We start from the raw sequence: 19,555 nt of genomic DNA on the forward strand, positions 1-19,555 counted from the left end.
CCAATCTTCGGCTGACAGGCGGGTCGAGGGCTGCTTTCGCACCACCACACCATGCAGATTACGGGAGGCGTTACCGGCTCGTCGGCGGAATCGGGAGTCGGGCGGTGTCATCGAGGTCGACGTCGAGCGCGTTGAGCATCAGCGCCAGGCCCGCATACCGGTTGATCACCATCAACGTCTCCATGGTGGCCTCCGAGCCGAGGGCCGCGTGGACCTGGTCGAAGAGTGGGGCCGCGACGTGGCGGGTGGTCACCAGTTCGGTCGTCAGTCGCAGCACCGCCAGCTCGGTTGGGTTGAATTGTCCGGTTTGCCAGTCGGATTCGGACGTGATGGCGTCGATGGTGGCGATGTCGAGTCCGACCGTTTGCGCGACGTCTCGGTGCTGGCCGAGTTCGTAGGCGCAATCCATGAGATAGGCGGTGCGCAGCACGATCAGTTCGCGAAGCCTTCTCGGCAGCACCGGGCTGCTCAGGGCGGCGTCGCCGGCCACCATCCAGCCGGTGAACACTTTCTCGGCGTTGGCCAGTGCGCGATAGACGTTGAGATTGCCGCGCCGCGCGGTCAATTCGCGGGCGAGTTCGGTCATGTCTTCCGGTTGGCGATACGGGATGCGGGTCATGTCGCGTCGATGTCGAGGTCGACGGCGTTGAGCACCAGCGCCAGGCCGTAGTAGCAGCTGACGATCATCAGCAGTTCCGTGAGCGCCTCGTCGCCGAGTAGGGCGTGGGCGGCGGCGAAGGCGTCGTCGCTGAGCCGGCGGGTGGCGCACAACTCGGTGACGGTGTCGATGACGGTGCGTTCGTCTGGGTTGAATCCGGCCGCGGCCAGGTCCGCTTTGTTTCGTAGGGCGTCGATTTGTATTTCGGTGAGTCCGGCTTTGCGGCCGAATCCCACGTGCTGGGCGAGTTCATAGGGCGAGTCCTGCATGTGGGCCACCCGCAGGATGATGATTTCGCGCATCCGCGGGGTGAAGGTGGGGCTTTCGAAGAGCTGGCCGGCCATCTGTGCCCAGCTCTCGAATATGTTGGGGGCGTTGGCGATTAGTCGAAGCACATCGAGGGTGTTGGGGCGGGTCAGCAGCTGCCTGATCTGTTCCGGCTGCTCGTCTGCTTTGGCCAGAGGCATGCGCGTCATCCGCCGAGGCCCTTTCTCGTCCGGGAAGGATTCTTCGAACGGTTTGGACGTAACGCCGGCGATTGCGTTTGACTGCAGGTTATTTCGCTTTCGGGATCGCGAACCGTCACTTTGTCACGATAGCCGAGTTGTAGTTTGGGGCCCACGCCCGCTCGAAGACAGCGGTGGGAACCTGCTCGTCGCGGCCGGTACTGATACCGCTGTCGTTGAGATGCACCACCCCGGCCTTGCTGTCAATGCCGGTGACCACCACGAAGTGGTCCGCAGAGTTCCGCTTCCCGGGCCGGTTCCAAATTGTCTCCGCATTGAGGATGGCGATGACCTTCTGGTTCCCCGCCAGCTTGCGCGCCACAGCGTCGGTATCGGTCTGAATGTTGTCGGCTCTGATCCAGTAGTGCCACAACAGGATCGGAAGGTCGGCGATATTGGTGGTGCCCGTTGGCGTCCAGATCGGCCCGTGACCCGCTGCGCTCGGTGTGTTTTCGGCCAAAGTGATCATCTGCTGCTCTGTTGGCTCGCGTCCCGTGATCTGGCCGACCACATCGGCCACCGCCATTTCCCCACAGTCAGAAGCGTGTTGCTCGCGCCAGTAGGGTGCGGCGGCGACGGGATCGCCATACATTCCCAACTCATGGTCGGCGTCGGGGACGGGAGCACCCGGGTTGGCGTGCACCCCAGCGGCCAATAGCACCGGCGACGCTGCAATCGTGGCGGACAACAAAACAACCCGGCCGGCCGCTCGTGCGGCGACCTTCGCCCGCGAGGTGCTCGTCATGGGTGTCCGCTCCGGGGCCGCCGCGACGGCGTGTAGATGTGACGAAAAGAGGTTCAGGTTGTGGCCCTGGACGGAGATTGACAGAAACTTGGCGAAAATCCCGCACCGACACGCGGGCAGTTATCAAGCTGGTGGCGGTAAGCCCTCAGACTTTTTGGCGCACGACGAGCGCCCCCACGACCAGTCCAAAGGCGCCCAACTCAGCTCACTTTTCCAGTCGGAACGGCAGTCAGATCATTAATACCTTGATGATGCCGCACGCGCCGCTGTCCCTTGACGTCATGTCCACACCGGCGAGCAACGGATCGGCGTGACCCGTCCCTCGCTCGGACAAATCCTGGTCCTGTTCCCGCCATCCGTGCGGCCTACGGCTCCTATGGCGTAACCACCAACCCGACCGGTTTGGCGGTCGGCGGCTTCATGCTGACCATCGCCGATCCGCCGGCGTCCACGGTGGGGTTCCTGCCGCCGTCTCAGTGGCGCTCGCCCACGGATGCCAGTGACGCCGACACCCCCGACAATCTGTACTCCAAGCTGCCGCAGGATTCGGCGATCAGCGTGCGGGGCGCACGGAGTTATCCCTGCATAGGGAGTTATCCCTGCATAGGTAAGCCCGGAAAGCGCGCTCTTATAGTCGAAATCTGCAATAGCGACAGGGAGTACGTACCCCTCGCGGAGAGACGGCACGCGCCGGGGCCGTATCCGCTCGACCGAACCTGCTGCCGCAGGGCCTGCCGCCGGACGACCGGGTCGGTATCGAGCAGAGGGCTTTTGGGCCGCTCGACGGGGCGCCGTTGCCGCCCGGGGCGGGGCCCGCTGGGGCACCAGGGCCGTCAGCGCCAGGCTCGCGTAACCCGCCGCCGACAACGCCGCAAGCGGGTGTCGCGCCGGCGACCCGCCAAACGCGTTTAGTTCCAAAGGTTCTGGTGTGATGCCTTCAGTTGCGGTGCTGCTTATGACCCGCGCGCGGGAAGGTATGTCGCGGCCGAGGGCAGATCTATCGGCAGTCGGATTTGGTCAGGTCGAAGGTGCCGAAGACGTGGACGACATGCTTATAAGAGCAGCTAGCCTAGCTAGGAGCGTTTGCTTTTCGAATCGCCATAACTCGATTGAAGACAACATCTGCCGCCGCCGACGGTTCCTCGTGCTCGAAGAATCTTATGACAGACCACCCATTCAAGCGAAGCGCACGGTCGGTGTCAGTGTCGCGCGCTTGATTCGCTTCGAGCTTGGTGACCCACCACTCACGGTTTCGAGTAGGGGTCGTGCCGTGTTCTGGACACGAATGCCAAAAGCAACCATCGACGAAGACGGCAACCCGCTCGGAGGGGAACACAATATCGACGCGACGACGATTCCCTATGACGGCCCGATCAACAAAAAAACGGAGGCCGAGCCGATGCAACGCCGACCGCAACGCAAGCTCTGGACGCGTGTCGCGTCTCTTCGTGCTAGCCATGCGCTGACGGATAACTTCGCTTGACGCTGCAGGAGTGGCCCGCCGACGGGACGATGAAGAACCCATAGCAAGTACGATTGGTATCGCATACTTGCCCGGCTGTAAAGGCCAGTCAGAGGACGCTAGATATGCCCAAACGTCGTGTCGTACTCGTTCGCCATGCGAACGATCATGTTTCCGTAGTGAAATGAATCGCCTTGTTGTGGTGCAGGCGGTGCTGAAACCATCGAGACCTGCCCACCATCATTCTTGAAGTCAAGGACCGAGATCCCGACCCCATCGAACCCAACCTCGGACGATCTCGACCGGCGTGGGATTTCCAAAACTTTGTCGATCACACGCAGCGTGTCGTCTGGCTGACGGTGTGTTGACCAAACGATAGGGTTGTCGGCAAGCGAGAAGTTGTTGGTGACTGATGAGACGAACGAATCGGCATTGTTCACCTGAACATAACCGATTGCGAGCGCTGACCTAGATGCGCCGTGCACGCATAGGTGCGATGAGTTCAGTTCATCGTAAAGACGTGGAAGACTTTTGACGTGGGCAGTCATACACGCCTTTGCTTCGAGCGCTACCAGGACTGCGCCTACCTCCGCTACTGGCATGTCTGGAAGCTCGTTCAGCGCACCCTGTTCTTCATCGGTTAAGGGAATGCCGTACTGGGAGACCAAATTTTTAAGTGTGCGATACGCCCTACCCGTCGGTGAGGCTGGACGTGCGATCACAAGATCGAGGGCTTTCTGCCGGCCAGTGGCGAAGTCGGTCATCTTGTGATTGACGCCAAGTACGACTCGTCTCGACGCCGCATGATCGCGAAGCCGAGACGAGGAGGCAAGCAAGTCGAAGGCGACACCCCAACAGCCAACTTTCGAATGCCTATCTGACCGGGAGTTGTATTGCCATGTGTTTCCGTACTTGTCTGGCTTCCCAGGAACTTTCAAGAACCGGGCAAGGATTTGAGGACCATGCACTCTTCGAACTTATCGCGAATGCCCCCGATCACCCGGGATTAATTAGGTAACCGCCGAGTCGAGCTCCACGACAATCTGCTCACGGAACCCTGGGTGGCGGCCGAGATTACCTTCGCTGAGCCTTCTCCAAAACCCGGCCAGCGCTCGCCGGCTCAAAACCTCGGCAGCGTCAAGGTCGACCACATCTAGCAAGTGCTGGTAGGGCTCTCGCAAGGGAAACTCAGAGACGACGACTCTGACCCTTTTCCCCTCGTCGCCCCAAGCCGCGGAGGGCCACCTTCCACCGTCGACCCACAATTCCTCTTCGACGACGGGGTCGCCTGGGTCGGCGATGCGCGCCGCGACCCAGCGAGACACGCCGACACTGACAGCGTTCCCTACTAGCTTCCAACGGGGACCGTTCCGCCGACCCGAGGCGCCGAAGACGTCCGTCCAACCGACGGGAAACCCTTGCAATCGCTCCGCATCGGCGATCGTCGGTTTGAAAAAGCGACGGCCAGGTAGGCCTTTCGGATGCCAGATTGCTGGTGGGGACGGAATGCCGACGGTCGACCCCCCCTTGAGGGTCGGCACTGCATCGGCAGCCCAACCGAGGCCGCGGCGGCCTTCGGTCCAATAGAAACCGAATGCATCATCGGACAATTCACCCAGTTGACGTTCTCCCGCGTCATCGGCAAACAGCACAGGCCGCGGGTCATGCTCAGTTGACGCGAGGAGAATGACGCGTCGACGCCGCTGCGGCACGCCCGTGAACCGGCTATCGACTGTGCGGTACGCCCACCGGTAGCCGAGCGACTCTAGTTCCTGAACGAGGTATGCCATGGCTTTGCCGTTATCGAGCGCAAGCATATTGAACACATTCTCGATAAGGAGCCATGGTCTCCTGGAGACGCGTGTCATGCGCAGCACCTCAAAAACATGAGTGACTAGGCCGGAGGCAGAGCCGCTGATGCCGGCGGTTCGGCCAGCCTGCGAGAGGTCTGTACAGGGAAATCCGGCGGTCAGTACGTCCACGCCGGACGGCAGCGCCCTGAGGGAGCGCACGTCCGGATGTATTTCCGTGCCCGGAAACTGCTTTTCCAGCACGGTTTGTGCAGCATCCCAGGACTCACATAGCAGAACGGTATCTACGTTGGCACCGAGGGCCTTTTGAAAGCCGAGCTCGATTCCGCCGATACCCGCGAAGAGGCCCGCAACCCGAATCACGCCGTATGCCTCCTGTCTCCTGGCTGACTTCAAAACCGTACCTAGCCCGTATGACAAAATGGGTCCACCGCGCCGATACCCAATCACCGTTGAGCTTCCGACAGCTGGTGGTGAGGCGTTGAAGTAGATCACGGGATACCGGAACAGCGTTAGGTCTCAGTGAAAGCTGGCCTCAGCCACCGGAGCGCCCCGGCGTCGGTCAATCGGTATTAATTACGCCCAGATTCCAACGCGCGCGCCATGACCGCGACTCGCTTGCTTCAGCATGCGCCGCGCGTACGAGTTCCCTTCTAAGCCGCACTGGATACCTGTGACCCGGCGCCCACAAACTGCTATCAGCATGTTTGGATGTCGGCAGTCCTGGATGGGTAGCGCCAGACGAACGCTCATGCTCAAAACTCGAAGTGCCTGATATCTCGATGGGCCTAATATGTTGATCTTGGCTGGCGACCCCTCGGCGGCACATGGGCGGCGGGGGTCTCAGATTGAACGCAAGGAGTGCGGAACAGTGGCAGTTAAGGCGGACGCCGACCTAAGAAAATTTTGCGCCTTTTACGCGCAGAAATATAAGTATCCCGCCGAAGCATTTGAGCGCGGCCTGGAAGGTTACGCTGCACATTTATTTGCGCAAGAAGAGGGCTTCGACGCCATCCTTGAGAGTGAGCTCACCTCGGAGGCGGATCTATCCGACTACATTTGCAGAAGCAACGATCTGAAAATCGATGTCGTCCTCGAAGACGAAATCGGGAAAAGAATCCAGCTCATTCAAGCAGCATGGCGTTCGAAAGATCTCGATGAAGACAAGGTAGCAGCATTCTTCGATGTTCCCGATGTGATCATACATCACGAATATGCAGAAACCGGCGGTGACCAGATTCAAGATCTGATTGCCAATTTTTCAACAAAAGTTGACGAGGGCTGGGAAGTAGTACTTCGGTTTGTCACGAATGTCAGCGTTGGCAACAAGATTAAGCTGCAAAAGCTCGTCGAGGCAAAAAATGAGGTTTATCTTCAACAAGATCGCAGCATCACGTGTGAACTCATGGGCGCGGCCGAACTAGCGAAGCGGGAAGAGGAATTAGCGAGCGCGACACGTGGCGGCCTCGTCGACGAAGTCTCCTTGCATCTACAGGAAGGCAAATTTATCGAACTCAAGGATCCGTACAAGACTATCGTAGGCGTAATCAAAGCGAATGAGTTAGTCAACCTTTATAATCAAAAAGGTGTCGGCCTTTCGCTATTTAACCTAAATATTCGTTTGCCGCTGACAAGCAAGAAGGTAAATCCGAAGATTGTCGATACCGCTGCGTCAGTCGACGAAGGCATGAACTTTCTTTACTATAACAATGGTGTTTCAGCAGTTTGTGGTGGCTATGAGTTAAATCAGAATGTCGTAACTGCCCAGCGGCTTCAGATCATCAATGGCGCCCAGACTATTAGCGCTTTGGTTAAGGCAGCGCGCAAGCACCAGAACCCCGATGTCTATGTCCTATTCCGACTAACTGAGACTACCGAGAAGTACGGTGGGTCGTTTACAGATAATGTGATCCGCTACAATAATACACAAAACCCTGTTAAGGTTGCTGACTTCTTTGCCAATGACCAAATCCAAATTTGGCTGCGAGACAACTTGACGAAGGTTGCCGGCCATGGAGCAATCCCGAACCTGTACTACGTACATAAGTCCGGCCACAAGCCGAAAGGGGCCACGGGTCGCGGTCTGAAAATCGAGCAACTGGCTGGCATAAGGCATGCTTTTTTATATGGGCCGGTCATCAGCTATAAAGAACCAGCGACCTTCTTCGACCGCGATGGCCGGTATAGCGAGGCTTTCGGTGTGGACGGAAAACTACAGACTTTCTGGCCTGAAGAGGAGTTGTTACGGGCGGCCGCAGCGATTGCGATCCACGATCGCATTCAAGGCATCGGCAAGAAACTGAAGCAAGAGGAAAAGACCAAAGACTTAGACGAGGCAAAGTATCTGTATCGGCTCGCTCGTTATGTTACTGCTCTTGTCGGGGCAGGTCTGGAATCGATCAAGTCGAGTACTTTCAAGGACTATGCTACGCTTACCGCATCCGCTGCTACTTTCTCCCAGAACGTAGATCCGGTGATCGCCAAGGCCCGCCAAACTCTTCGAATTGAATACAAGAATCGCAAAGGTAAATCTGTCCAACCTGAATACAACTTGGCCCGCGACGACGAGGCATGGCTGCGTTTGAGGGACGCCGTCCAGGAAGAGGTCCTTTCAGAATCGGTGCTCTGAGCATTCGGCATCTCGGCATGCCCGTGCTCGCGGACGAAGTTCGGCCCAACAACAGGTAAAAACTACATCCGCGGCCACACCGTCTAGCCGGCGCCTAGCGGTTGAAGCGATAGCTGACGTCGCCTACAACGAACGAACTTTTAGACGCGCGCCGGCAATGCCGCCAACCACCCCTCCGACAGCAACTCCAACAACTGCCCGTCCGGATCTCGAATCATCGCCATCGCCTGGCCCACGGTCCCATCGACCACCGACCCCCCAAAATCCGCCACCCGACCCAACACGGCGGGAAGGTCGGACACCGAGAACGAGATGTGCGTCAGGCCGATCTGATCCATCACCCGCTCCGAGCCGGCGTGAACCTGACGCTTCGAGTAGTCCATCAGCTCGAGCACAAACCCATCCCGCACCAAGTAGGTCGCATGCACACCGAGCGGCTCGGGCAGGCCCACCAACCGGGAAGTCGGGCTGTCGGGCGGGTCAAGCTCCCACCAGAACTGAAACCCGAGCAAGCCCTCGTAGAAGCGGCGCGATCGCTCGCGGTCGCGCACGCATAACCCAACGTGATTGAAGACCGTCCGATGGCTCGTCATGACAACCTTTCCGCACCAAATCGGGCCCAAGCGGCGGTGTCGACCGACCTGCAGACCGCTTCCACCACGCAGCCTAAACGCGTAATAATGCAAAGATAATAAGCGCACCGCCAAATAAGCAGATCACCTTCCGTTGGAGGGCTTTTCGATGGCCACACGTCCGAACGTCAGCGCCGACGCGATCGTTGACTTCGACCATCATTCCGATGCGTTCAATCTCAACGAGCTGGCCGTCAACGCCGACCTGCGGCAGCGATGTCCCGTGGCGTGGAACGAGAACTACGGCGGGTTCTGGTTCCTCAGCAGCTACGACGCCGTGAGCCAAACCGCCCGCAACGGAGACACTTTCGCCCACAAATACGAGCCCAACGCCGCAGACGGTGTCGACTATCAAGGCGAGATGGGCGTCCCCCGTCCCGACGGCCAGCCGGCCCTGGGCATCGGCGAGGTCGACGGCCCCTACCACCAAGCGCTACGCCACGCGCTGGCGCCGTTCTTCTCCCCCGGCGCCGTCGAGAAGCTCAAGCCTTTCATGGAGCAATCCGCCCACTGGTTCCTCGACCAACGAATAGCAAAAGGCCACATGGACCTGGTGCTCGACTACGCCAGCCCGGTCCCGGCCATCCTCACCATGAAGTTGATGGGTCTGCCCTACGACAACTGGCACCTGTACGCCAACCTCTTTCACTCCGTCATGGCCGTCCCCCAGGACAGCGACGAGTACGCCAGCGCGATCGCCAAAGTGCCCGCCATGATGGAAGAAGTCCTCGAGTTCGCGGCCAACCGACGGGCCGACGCCCGAGAAGACTTGACCAGCTTCCTCATTCAGTTCGAGTTCGACGGCCACCGCCTCACCGACGAGCAGCTGCTCAACATCCTGTGGAACCTCATCGGCGGCGGCGTCGACACCACCACCTCCCAAACCGCGCTCACGCTCAGACACTTGGGCACCCATCCGGACATCAGACAGCAGCTCATCGACCACCCGGAGCTCTATCGCACCGCCACCGACGAATTCCTGCGCTACTTCTCCGTCAACCAAACCCTCAGCCGCACAGTCACTCACGACGTCGTCCTCGCCGGCCAACGCCTCCGCAAGAACGACAAAGTCGTCATCAGCTGGCTGTCCGCCAATCACGACGAAAGCGAGTTCGACCGGCCCGACGTGGTCATTCTCGATCGCGCACCCAACCGCCACGTCGCGTTCGGGCTCGGCCCGCACCGCTGCATCGGCTCGCACCTGGCCCGGCTGATGTCCGCCGTGCTGGTCAAGGCCGTCCTCGACCGCATCCCGGACTACCAGGTCGACGTCGAGAACGTCCATCAATACCTGGGCAACCCGAGCATGACCGGTCTGGGCAACCTTCCGGTTACCTTCACACCGGGGACCAGCCGGGAAACGGAACGACCCTGGTGATCGCTCAAAGCGCTTGAGCCACAACGCCTGCGATGATGTCATCGGGCGCTGAGACAATCCCGACGGCCCCGAGTTGGCCACCGATGGCCAACGACGCGATGCCGTGCACCAGCGACCAGAGCGGTGCGGCCACCCCCAGAGGATTCCGATCCTCGACGATCCCCGCCTCCTGACACTTGACGATCGCGTCGAGCAGGTCGCCGAACGCCTGCTCACCGGCGACCGCCAGGCCCGGCTGCTCGGCCTTCAGCGACTCCGCGCCGAACATCACCTGATAGTGGTCGGGATGCGCAATCGCCCACTGCACATAAGCCCGGCCGAGCTCGACGACCCTCTCCCTCGGATCCGACACGCGCTCGGCAGCGGCACCCAAAGCAGCGTGCAATTCGCGAAATCCCTGTTCGGCGACGGCGGCCAGCAGCTCGGCCTTGTCGGCGAAATGCCGGTAAGGGGCCGCAGCGCTGACGCCGGCGCGCCGGGCCGCCTCCGTGAGGGTGAACCCTTTCGGCCCCTTCTCGGCCACCAGCGAGAGCGCGGCGCTGGTCAGCGCGCGTTTGAGATCACCGTGGTGATAGCTCTGGCGTCGCCTGACGGCCGAACCCTTCACTGACATGTTGACGATATTAACATTGTCGTCTATGTTAATACAATTCACATCGGCGACCCGGGAGACGAAATGTCCAATCCGCTTGAAACCACAGCCACGCTCGCCGGCACCCGCGATCGGGAGAAGACGGCTGACCTACTCGGTCAGGCGCTTGCCCAGGGCTACCTGCAGGTGGACGAGTACGACCAGCGGCTGCAATCGGCGTTCCAGACGCACACGACCGAAGCACTGCGCGAACTCACCGCGGGCCTGCCGGTCGATCGCATCCGCCGTCAGGATCCCCGCCGGCGTGCCGCTCGCATCGCCGCGGCTCGCCGCGGCGTGCGCGCACATCTGTACGCGTACCTCGCCATGTGCGCCATCGTGCTCACCGTCTGGGCAGCGGTCGCGCTGACGACCGACGCGACCTACTTCTGGCCGATCTGGCCCATCCTCGGCGCAGGCATCGGACTCGTCAGCCACGCTCTATCGACACCGGGCACCAAGCAAAGGCATTGGCTACCAATGCTTCCGGCCATAAACGGTCGAGAGACGTTGCGGCCTTGGTGATTACGTCGCCGTAGCGAACTGCAGCACGGGTTCCGACGAATCCACATGGCCGTAGCTGATGATCCGCAGACGGTTCGGGCGGACCTCGTAGACGACCCCGTCGACCGGATTGGTGACATCGAACCCGTCCTCGGCCCGCTCGGCATTCGAGAGCTCGATGTGGGCGCCGTCGCGAATCCGCTCGCCGCGATAGTAGTAAGTGCCGCTGAGGTTTTTACACACCACCGCCAGCGACTTGGCGGTTCTCACCACGGCGGCCGGCGGGTTGCCCGGATCGCATCGCGCCGTCTCGCCCACGAACCCTAAGCCGTCGGCGCCCTTCACCGGACGCGACAGTGTCGGCGTCAGCGGAGCCGGCGAGGCCGTCGGGGCCGGGGGTGCCGCCTGTGCAGACGACGGCGCGGAAGCAGAACCGTTGTGATGAGTTCCAGCAACAAGATTCACCGACAGCACCAGCCCGGCGATCAACACGACCGCCGCCACCGCAGCAACCACGACCGGCATGCGACCGATCGCCGGCCAACGCCACGAGGGCCTTGACGCGGCAGGCGGCTCGGGAAGGCTGTCCGCGGGCTCGTCGAGCTCGCCGAACGAGAGGGTGGGTAACGGACGCGTCTTTAAGGGTCCCCTCGTCGCGGCACCCACCGGTTCGTACGCCGCGAACACCGCCTCGCTGGCGGCTTGGGCGAGTTCACCCGCGGACGCGAAACGCGCACCGCCCTGCTTCGCCATGCCCCGGGTGATGATGTCGTCGTACTCCCGGCCGACGCCGCGGCGCATGATGCTGGGCCGGGGCGCGGGCGCCAACATGTGCGCGCGCTTCAGCTCCCCCGCGTCCTCGCTCTCGAACGGCGGTTGGCCGGTGAGGCATTCGTAGAGCACGCACGCCAACGAGTACACATCGGTCTGCGGCCCGACGCGTCCGGTGGTGAATCGCTCGGGCGCCATGTAGGTCCGCGAAATCTTGTCGTCGCCCACGGCCTGGGCGATGCCGAAGTCCGCGAGGTAAGTGAAGTGGTCATGGGTGAGCAGGATGTTCTCGGGCTTGACGTCGAGGTGCACCAGACCACCGGCATGCGCGGCGTCCAGCGCGCGCGCCACCTGCGCGGTGATCGATGCCGCACGCGACGGTTCCAGCCCGCCCTGTTCGCGCAGCAGATCCTTGAGGCTGCCGCCGTCGTCGACCAACTGCATGTCGATGAAGGGGACGCCGTCGATCTCGCCGAAGTCATGCAGCGGCAGGACATGCGGCTCCTGCAGCCGTGCCACCTTTCGGCACTCGCGCCAAAGGCATTGCTGGAAGCCAGGGTCCGCGGCCGTCTCGCCACGCAATAGCTTGAGCGCGACCATCCGGTCCTTGACCGTGTCGTACGCGCGGTAGACCTCGCCCGTTGCCCCGGCGCCGATCAGTGAGCGCAGCTCGTACGGCCCGAACCGGGTACCGAGCCGCGAACCGCGGGACGAGGAGGTCACTGCGCAATCCTTTCTCAAGACAGTCCAGCCCGCGGGTTCCCGAATCGGGCGTCGACCTAACGTGCGCAGCCTCACGCGTGTCACTACTCTGAGACGCCGCTGGTAGCCGCTATTGTTCGCCGGCCGGAATCAACACCACTGCGCGAAACTGCGCCTGCCCCACCCTAGCGGCAGCTGCACGTCCACGCAGTCCACAATCGCGAGCCGCACCCCCGATACAGTGAGTCATCGTCCGGCACGTAAGTAGGTGAGGCCTTCGATGACCGACATGACGGCGCAGTTCGCGGAGATCGTCGGCGAGCACAACCTGCTGACGGGCGACGCAATTTCCGAGGACTATTCGCACGACGAGGTGCTGACCAAGCCGCCGCAAAAGCCGGCATACCTGGCCAAGCCCGCGGCCGCCGAGGAAGTCGCTCTACTCCTCGAGGTCGCCACGGAAAACCACGTGCCGGTGACGGCTCGCGGCTCGGGCACCGGCCTGTCGGGCGCGGCGATCCCCCGCGCGGACGGGCTGCTGATCTCCTTCGAGCGCATGAACGCCGTGCTGGAGGTCGACGTCACCAACCAGGTCGCCGTCGTCCAACCCGGGGTGACGCTCACCGAACTCGACGACGCGACCGCCGGCACCGGGCTGCGGTACATGGTCCATCCGGGCGAGCTGTCGTCCAGCGTCGGCGGCAACGTCGGCACCAACGCCGGCGGCATGCGCGCGGTCAAGTACGGCATCGCCCGCCACAACGTGCTCGGCCTGCAGGCCGCGCTGCCCACCGGCGAACTGATCCGCACCGGCGGCAAGATCGCGAAGGTCTCCACCGGCTACGACCTGACTCAGCTGATCGTCGGCTCCGAAGGCACCCTGGCCCTGGCCACCGAGGTGACCGTCAAGCTCCATCCGCGGCTTGACCACAGCGCCACCGTGCTCGCCCCCTTCGCCGACTTCGACCAGGTGATGGAGGCGGTGCCCAAGATCCTCGCCAGCGGCCTGGCGCCCTACATCCTGGAATACGTCGACAACGTGACGATGGCGGCGCTGGTCCATACGCAGAATCTCGAGCTGGGCGTGCCGGATAACATCCGCGACAGCTGCCAAGCGTATCTGGTTGTGGCACTTGAGAATCGGACGGCGGACCGGCTGGACGAAGACGTCGAGAAGACCGGTGAACTGCTCGCCGAACTCGGTGCGGTGGACGCCTATGTGCTCGAGGGCGGCTCGGCGCGCAAGCTCATCGAGGCGCGCGAGAAGGCGTTCTGGACGCTCAAGGCGCTCAACGCCGACGACCTCATCGACGCCGTGGTGCCGCGCGGCGCGATGCCGAAGTTCCTTTCCGGCGCGCGCGGTCTGGCGGCGGCGGCCGGTGGTGCGGCGGCGGGCTGCGGGCACGCCGGTGACGGCAACGTGCACCTGGCCATCTTCTGCCCGGACTCGGACATCCGGAAGAAGCTGCTGACCGACATCTTCGCGCTGGCAATGGAATTGGGCGGCGCGATCTCCGGCGAGCACGGCCTGGGCCGCGCCAAGGCCGCGTATTTCGTCGAGCTCGAGGACCCGGTCAAGGTCGACCTGATGCGCCGCATCAAGGCGAGCTTTGACCCCGCGGGCATCCTCAACCCCGACGTCGCGTTCGCTGCGGGCGACCCGTAATTCCACTGGACCGAGCCCCGGCGCACACAGTGAAGCAGCGCACACAACGCCCAGTTGTGCCTTCACAACAGATGACCTCTACTGACGCCGCGGTAGGTGGTGCACCATGGAAATCGCGACCCGTGGGTCCAACGACGAACTTGCGGGTGCCTACAGACCCACATCATCGCGATGCCGTGGCCCGACAGCCCGCCCCGCGGCCGCGCATCGGCCCGATCTGAGGCCAGATCCGCCCTAAGGAACGAGAACGCCACATGACCACCGCACGTCCCGTCAAGACCCGCAACGACGGTCAGTGGGCGCTGGGCGATCGCGAACCGCTCAACCACGCCGAGCAGTTCAAAACCGACGACGCCCCGCTCAACGTGCGCGAGCGCATCATCAACGTCTACTCGAAGCAGGGCTTCGACAGTATCGCCAAGGATGACCTGCGCGGGCGGTTCCGCTGGATGGGCCTCTACACGCAGCGTGAGCAGGGCTACGACGGCAGCTGGACCGGCGACGAGAACACCGACAAGATCGAAGCCAAGTACTTCATGATGCGGGTCCGCTCCGACGGCAAGGCGATGACCGCGCACACCATGCGCACGCTGGGGCAGATCTCGACCGAATTCGCCCGCGACACCGCCGACATCAGCGACCGGGAGAACCTGCAACTGCACTGGGTTCGAATCGAGGACGTGCCCGAGATCTGGCGGCGGCTCGAATCGGTGGGCCTGCAGACCACCGAGGCGTGCGGTGACTGCCCCCGCGGCATCCACGGCTCGCCGCTGGCCGGCGACTCGCTCGACGAAATTCTCGACGCGTCACCCGCGATCGACGAGATCGTGCGGCGCTCGCTGAACAACCCCGAGTACGCGAACCTGCCGCGCAAGTACAAGACGGCGGTCTCGGGCCTGCAGGACGTCTCCCACGAGACGCATGACGTCGCGTTCGTCGGCGTCAACCACCCCGAACGTGGCCCCGGCCTGGACCTGTGGGTGGGCGGCGGACTGTCCACCAACCCGATGCTCGCCCAGCGGCTGGGCGTGTGGGTCCCGCTGGACGAGGTCGCCGACGTCTGGGAGGGCGTCACCCAGCTGTTCCGCGACTACGGCTACCGCCGGCTGCGCGCCAAGGCCCGGCTGAAGTTCCTGGTCAAGGATTGGGGCGTGGAGAAATTCCGCGACGTCCTGGAGACCGAGTACCTGAACCGCCGGCTGATCGATGGACCTGCGCCCGCGCTGGTCAAGCAGACCATCGACCACGTAGGGGTGCAGCGGATCAAGAACGGGCTGAACGCCGTCGGCGTCGCGCCGATCGTCGGGCGCGTAACCGGCAGCACCCTGTCGGCCGTGGCCGACCTGATGGAGAAAGCCGGCTCCGACCGCGCGCGGTGGACCCCGTTTCAGAAGCTGGTCATCCTCGACGTCGCCGACGACAAGGTCGACGAACTGGTCGCGGGGCTGGAAGCGCTCGGCCTGCCGTCGCGGCCGTCGTCGTGGCGCAAGAACACCATGGCGTGCACCGGAATCGAGTACTGCAAGCTGTCGTTCGCCGAAACCCGGGTCCGGGCACAGACTTTGGTGCCCGAGCTGGAACAGCGCCTGGCCGACGTCGATTCCAGGCTCAACCTGCCGATCAGCGTGCATCTCAACGGATGCCCCAACTCGTGCGCCCGAATCCAGGTGGCCGACATCGGGTTCAAGGGCCAGTGGATCGACGACGGCGAGGGCAACTCGGTCGAGGGTTTCCAGGTGCACCTCGGCGGCGGCCTGGGCGAGCAGAGCGGCTTCGGCCGAAAACTGCGGCAGCACAAGGTCACCAGCGCCGAACTCGGCGACTACATCGACCGGGTGACACGCAAGTATCTCGACGGTCGCCAGGACGGCGAGACCTTCGCCTCGTGGGCGCTGCGCGCCCACGAGGACGAATTGCGCTGAGGCCGCGATGAACACACTCGTACTCACCGCACACGGCAGCCGCGACCCCCGGTCGGGCGCCAACGCCGAAGCTGTGGCCGCCCGCCTAACCAAGATGCGGCCCGACCTGGACGTGCGGCTGGCGTTCCTCGAGCTCAACACGCCGAGCTTCGCCGATGTGCTAGCGGGGTTGCCGGACAGCCGCCGCGCTGTGGTCGCGCCCTTGCTGCTGGCCAGCGCGTATCACGCGCGCCTGGACATCCCCAAGCAGATCGCCGACGCCGGCGCCCACGGCGTCCGGCAGGCCGACGTGCTCGGTGAAGACGAGCGGCTGATCGCGGTGCTGCGCGAGCGCCTTACCGAGGTTGGGGTTTCGGAACTCGACGACGACCTCGGGGTGATGGTCGTCGCGATCGGTTCGTCGAACCTCGCCGCGAACGCCCGCACTTCGAAGGTGGCGGCCAGGCTGGCCGTTGGCACCCAATGGGCCGGGGCCACAACGGCGTTCGCCACCCGGCCCGAGGCGTCGGTGGCCCGGGCCGCCGATCAGCTGCGCCGCCGCGGCGCGCGCCGGCTCGTCATCGCGCCGTGGTTCTTGGCGCCGGGCCTCATCACCGATGGGGTGTCAAACTTCGCCCGCGACAACGGCATTCCGATGGCGGCGCCGCTGGGCGCTCACCGGCTGGTGGCCGAGACCGTGCTCGACCGCTACGACGAGGCGCTGGCCGAGGACGCCGCGGCCTGAGCCTTCGACGCCGCCGCGCGGCTGAGGATGTGGCTGAGCAGGTCGCGGATCGCTCCCGGCGGCGGGGTACGCCCGCCGATCCAGATGGCCCGAAACTTGCGGCGTAGGTCCAACTTCGGGATGTTGACCGCGTGCAGGCGACCGTCGGCCAGGTCGTCGGCGACGGCCAGCCGGCTCATGGTCGCCGGTCCCGCGCCCACGAGCACTGCGGCGCGCATGGCCGCCGCGGAGGTCAATTCCAGCACGGGTGCGGCCTGTTCCATGTCTTCGCCAAGCACCTTGCGCAACGCGGCCGTCAGCGAATCGCGGATGCCCGAATGCAGTTCGCGGGCGACCAGCGGCGTCTGCGCGAGCTCGCGCGCGGTCACCACCCGCCCCCGTCGCGCCCACTTGTGGTCGGGCGCAACCACGATCACCAGCTCGTCCTCACCCACCACGCAGCTTCCCAAACCCTTTGGCGTACCGGGGTTTTCGACGAATCCCAAGTCGGCGCTCCCATCGCGGACCGCGGCGATGGCGTGGTCACTGTTGGTGGCGGTCAAAATCACCTGGGGCGCTGTCTCGCCGCGCCGCGTCGCCTCGGTCTGCAGCGACAGCAGCCAGTGCGGCATGAGTTGTTCGGAGATCGTCTGACTGGCCGCCACCCTGATGCGTTCGCGGCCTTCCTTGCGCAGCGAACCCAGGCCCGCATCGACCTCGCCCGCGACCTCGAGCAGGCGGGTCGCCCAGTCCGCGACGATCAGGCCCGCGGGCGTCAGTTGCGAGCCCCGCGTCGTCCGCACGGCCAGGGTGACGCCGATCTGGGCCTCCATCGCGGCAAGCCGTCGGGAGATCGCTTGCTGGGTCAGCCCGAGCTCGCGAGCGGCCCGGCCCAGGCTGCCGGTCTCGGCGATCGCCAAAAACGCCTCGAACGAGGCGAGGTCGGGCAACCGAGGGCTCAGCGGCATGGGCGGCGGCTCACAATCAAATGGTGTGACACAACTATAGCTTGTGACACCACAACGCGGAGCCTCTATTCACGCCCCCGCCCGAGCCGGAACAATCGGGCGCATGACGCGTGCCGGCTGGTAGCCCCCGCGGGCGCCGTCGCGCTAAATTAGCCAGCCAGACCGCATTTGACTGCTCGCAACCGGCTGACCCCGCTAGCCAGAAGGAAGGACATCACTCGTGGCCTACGTGATCGCCGAACCCTGTGTCGACATCAAAGACAAGGCGTGCATCGAGGAATGCCCCGTCGACTGCATTTACGAGGGCGCCCGGATGCTCTACATCCACCCCGACGAGTGCGTCGACTGCGGTGCCTGTGAGCCGGTCTGCCCGGTCGAGTCCATCTTCTACGAAGACGACCTGCCCGACGAGCACAGCCAATACCTGCAGCTCAACGCCGATTTCTTCACCGAGCTCGGCTCGCCCGGCGGCGCGGCGAAGGTCGGGCTGACCGAGAACGACCCGGCCCCGATCAAGGAGCTGGAGAGCAGAGCAGAGGCGTCGTAGCCGCACCCGTTTCGTAAGGTGAGGCAATGCGGATAGCCCGAATCGTCCACGTCCTCCGCCAAACCGGGTCGTTGGCGGTCACCACCACGACCGCGGCGTCCACCATCAACGCCTACCGGCCGTTGGCCCGCGGCGGATACCCCTCGCTGTTTTCGTGGATGTTCGGGCTCGTCGTCACCGAATTGCCACTGCAAACGCTGCTGACCCAGCTCGGTGGACTGGCGTTGACCGGTCGCCGCCTGACCAAGCCCGTGCGAATAGCCGCGTGGATCGTCGCCGGTCTCTCCGCGCTGGGCCTGCTGAACCTCAGCCGCGCGGGCCATCGGGCCAATGTGCCGTTGACCGAGGCCTTGGACAGCGGATTGGGGGCCGACCGGCTCACGGAGTCGGGCGGCCTGTGGCGGCGGCCATCCGGCGGTGGCACCGCCAAGACCCCGGGGCTGGTGCGCATGCTGCGGATCTACCGCGACTACGCCCACGACTCCGACATCAGCTACGGCGAATACGGCAGCGCCAACCACCTGGACATCTGGCGACGGCCGGACCTCGACCCGGCCGGCAAGGCGCCGGTGCTCTTCCAGATCCCCGGTGGCGCCTGGACGACGGGAAACAAACGCGGACAAGCTCATCCGTTGATGAGCCACCTCGCCGAGCTGGGTTGGGTCTGCGTCGCGGCCAACTACCGGCACAGCCCGCGCAACACCTGGCCCGACCACATCGTCGACGTCAAGCGCGCCCTCGCCTGGGTCAAAGACCACATCGCCGAATACGGCGGCGACCCCGACTTCGTCGTCGTCACCGGCGGTTCGGCCGGCGGCCACCTGACGGCGCTCGCCGCGCTGACGCAGAACGACGCGCAGTTTCAGCCGGGATTCGAGGACGCCGACACCCGGGTGCAGGCGGCGGTTCCGCTGTACGGCATCTACGACTTCACCCGGTTCGACAAGACGCTGCACCCGATGATGCCGGCGATGCTGATCAAGTCGATCATCAAGCAGAAGCCCTCCACACACCTGCAGACGTTCGAGGCCGCGTCACCGGTCAACCACGTACGCGCCGACGCTCCCCCGTTCTTCGTCCTGCACGGCACCAATGACTCGCTGGCCTACGTCGAGCAAGCCCGCACGTTCGTCGAGCGACTCCGGCAGGTCAGCGCGCAGCCGGTGGTGTACGCCGAATTACCGCTCACCCAACACGCTTTCGACATCTTCGGCTCGGTCCGCGCCGCACACACCGCGGTTGCCATCGAGCAATTCCTCGCCGAGATCTACGCAGCGCACCTGCGGGCCGATGTCGTTGCGGCCCCCGAGGTGTCGTAAC

The 19,555-nt window shown here is 63.6% G+C and carries 18 protein-coding genes and 1 pseudogene; 9 read left to right on the forward strand and 10 right to left on the reverse strand.

The window, feature by feature from the left end; all coding sequences use genetic code 11:
* Nucleotides 1-70: 70 nt before the first annotated feature.
* From AC5Y7E_RS21690 to AC5Y7E_RS21700, 3 genes are all read right to left on the reverse strand, one after another.
* Nucleotides 71-619 (reverse strand): carboxymuconolactone decarboxylase family protein, encoded by a 549-nt coding sequence (locus AC5Y7E_RS21690; protein ID WP_499950698.1) that lies wholly within the window; start codon nt 617-619, stop codon nt 71-73.
* Nucleotides 616-1,134 (reverse strand): carboxymuconolactone decarboxylase family protein, encoded by a 519-nt coding sequence (locus AC5Y7E_RS21695; RefSeq protein WP_499950699.1) that lies wholly within the window; start codon nt 1,132-1,134, stop codon nt 616-618. The genes AC5Y7E_RS21690 and AC5Y7E_RS21695 overlap by 4 nt, the downstream gene beginning before the upstream one ends.
* 106 nt (nt 1,135-1,240) lie before the next feature.
* On the reverse strand, nt 1,241-1,756 hold the full coding sequence (locus AC5Y7E_RS21700) for a C39 family peptidase (RefSeq protein ID WP_499950700.1): 516 nt from the start codon (nt 1,754-1,756) through the stop codon (nt 1,241-1,243).
* 454 nt (nt 1,757-2,210) lie between these two features.
* Between AC5Y7E_RS21700 and AC5Y7E_RS21705 the strand changes: the two are divergent.
* Nucleotides 2,211-2,952, forward strand: a pseudogene (locus AC5Y7E_RS21705) (virulence factor Mce); the annotation flags it as partial.
* 26 nt (nt 2,953-2,978) lie between these two features.
* Here the strand turns inward: AC5Y7E_RS21705 and AC5Y7E_RS21710 are convergent.
* The 3 genes from AC5Y7E_RS21710 to AC5Y7E_RS21720 all read right to left on the reverse strand — a co-directional run bounded on the left by AC5Y7E_RS21710 (nt 2,979) and on the right by AC5Y7E_RS21720 (nt 5,545).
* A complete protein-coding gene (locus AC5Y7E_RS21710) occupies nt 2,979-3,434 on the reverse strand; it encodes a very short patch repair endonuclease (protein ID WP_499950701.1) in 456 nt (151 codons plus the stop codon).
* A gap of 56 nt (nt 3,435-3,490) precedes the next feature.
* A complete protein-coding gene (locus AC5Y7E_RS21715; RefSeq protein ID WP_499950702.1) occupies nt 3,491-4,135 on the reverse strand; it encodes a hypothetical protein in 645 nt (214 codons plus the stop codon).
* Between the two features lie 246 nt (nt 4,136-4,381).
* Nucleotides 4,382-5,545 (reverse strand): DNA cytosine methyltransferase, encoded by a 1,164-nt coding sequence (locus tag AC5Y7E_RS21720; protein ID WP_499950703.1) that lies wholly within the window; start codon nt 5,543-5,545, stop codon nt 4,382-4,384.
* 439 nt (nt 5,546-5,984) lie between these two features.
* On the opposite strand from AC5Y7E_RS21720, the gene AC5Y7E_RS21725 reads away from it, so the two are divergent.
* Nucleotides 5,985-7,811 (forward strand): AIPR family protein, encoded by a 1,827-nt coding sequence (locus AC5Y7E_RS21725; RefSeq protein ID WP_499950704.1) that lies wholly within the window; start codon nt 5,985-5,987, stop codon nt 7,809-7,811.
* A gap of 140 nt (nt 7,812-7,951) precedes the next feature.
* Here AC5Y7E_RS21725 and AC5Y7E_RS21730 read toward each other — a convergent pair whose 3' ends face one another.
* Nucleotides 7,952-8,404 carry a VOC family protein gene (locus AC5Y7E_RS21730; protein ID WP_499950705.1) on the reverse strand — a complete coding sequence of 151 codons (453 nt, stop codon included), beginning with the start codon at nt 8,402-8,404 and terminating at the stop codon, nt 7,952-7,954.
* A gap of 148 nt (nt 8,405-8,552) precedes the next feature.
* Here AC5Y7E_RS21730 and AC5Y7E_RS21735 point away from each other — a divergent pair, with 148 nt between their 5' ends.
* Nucleotides 8,553-9,821, forward strand: coding sequence for a cytochrome P450 (locus AC5Y7E_RS21735; RefSeq protein ID WP_499950706.1), 1,269 nt, complete (start codon nt 8,553-8,555; stop codon nt 9,819-9,821).
* 4 nt (nt 9,822-9,825) lie between these two features.
* Here AC5Y7E_RS21735 and AC5Y7E_RS21740 read toward each other — a convergent pair whose 3' ends face one another.
* Nucleotides 9,826-10,428, reverse strand: a complete 603-nt coding sequence (locus AC5Y7E_RS21740; RefSeq protein ID WP_499950742.1) for a TetR/AcrR family transcriptional regulator — start codon at nt 10,426-10,428, stop codon at nt 9,826-9,828.
* 69 nt (nt 10,429-10,497) lie between these two features.
* Here AC5Y7E_RS21740 and AC5Y7E_RS21745 point away from each other — a divergent pair, with 69 nt between their 5' ends.
* A complete protein-coding gene (locus AC5Y7E_RS21745) occupies nt 10,498-10,977 on the forward strand; it encodes a DUF1707 domain-containing protein (protein ID WP_499950707.1) in 480 nt (159 codons plus the stop codon).
* On the opposite strand, the gene AC5Y7E_RS21750 is transcribed toward AC5Y7E_RS21745, so the two are convergent.
* Complete coding sequence (locus AC5Y7E_RS21750; protein ID WP_499950708.1) at nt 10,978-12,450, reverse strand: serine/threonine-protein kinase; 1,473 nt, start codon at nt 12,448-12,450, stop codon at nt 10,978-10,980.
* 259 nt (nt 12,451-12,709) lie between these two features.
* Here AC5Y7E_RS21750 and AC5Y7E_RS21755 point away from each other — a divergent pair, with 259 nt between their 5' ends.
* The 3 genes from AC5Y7E_RS21755 to AC5Y7E_RS21765 all read left to right on the forward strand — a co-directional run bounded on the left by AC5Y7E_RS21755 (nt 12,710) and on the right by AC5Y7E_RS21765 (nt 16,741).
* On the forward strand, nt 12,710-14,095 hold the full coding sequence (locus tag AC5Y7E_RS21755; protein WP_499950709.1) for an FAD-binding oxidoreductase: 1,386 nt from the start codon (nt 12,710-12,712) through the stop codon (nt 14,093-14,095).
* Nucleotides 14,096-14,349: 254 nt separating this feature from the next.
* On the forward strand, nt 14,350-16,017 hold the full coding sequence (locus tag AC5Y7E_RS21760; protein WP_499950710.1) for a nitrite/sulfite reductase: 1,668 nt from the start codon (nt 14,350-14,352) through the stop codon (nt 16,015-16,017).
* A gap of 7 nt (nt 16,018-16,024) precedes the next feature.
* Entirely contained in the window at nt 16,025-16,741 is a 717-nt protein-coding gene (locus AC5Y7E_RS21765) for a sirohydrochlorin chelatase (RefSeq protein ID WP_499950711.1), read from the forward strand.
* Here AC5Y7E_RS21765 and AC5Y7E_RS21770 read toward each other — a convergent pair.
* Nucleotides 16,705-17,688, reverse strand: coding sequence for a LysR family transcriptional regulator (locus AC5Y7E_RS21770; protein ID WP_499950712.1), 984 nt, complete (start codon nt 17,686-17,688; stop codon nt 16,705-16,707). The genes AC5Y7E_RS21765 and AC5Y7E_RS21770 overlap by 37 nt on opposite strands.
* 220 nt (nt 17,689-17,908) lie before the next feature.
* Between AC5Y7E_RS21770 and fdxA the strand changes: the two genes are divergently transcribed.
* Nucleotides 17,909-18,235 carry a ferredoxin gene (gene fdxA, locus AC5Y7E_RS21775; protein ID WP_499915711.1) on the forward strand — a complete coding sequence of 109 codons (327 nt, stop codon included), beginning with the start codon at nt 17,909-17,911 and terminating at the stop codon, nt 18,233-18,235.
* 26 nt (nt 18,236-18,261) lie between these two features.
* On the forward strand, nt 18,262-19,554 hold the full coding sequence (locus tag AC5Y7E_RS21780; protein WP_499950713.1) for an alpha/beta hydrolase fold domain-containing protein: 1,293 nt from the start codon (nt 18,262-18,264) through the stop codon (nt 19,552-19,554).
* Nucleotide 19,555: the final 1 nt, after the last annotated feature.

It is taken from the genome of Mycobacterium sp. NGS17 (genome assembly GCF_059813205.1).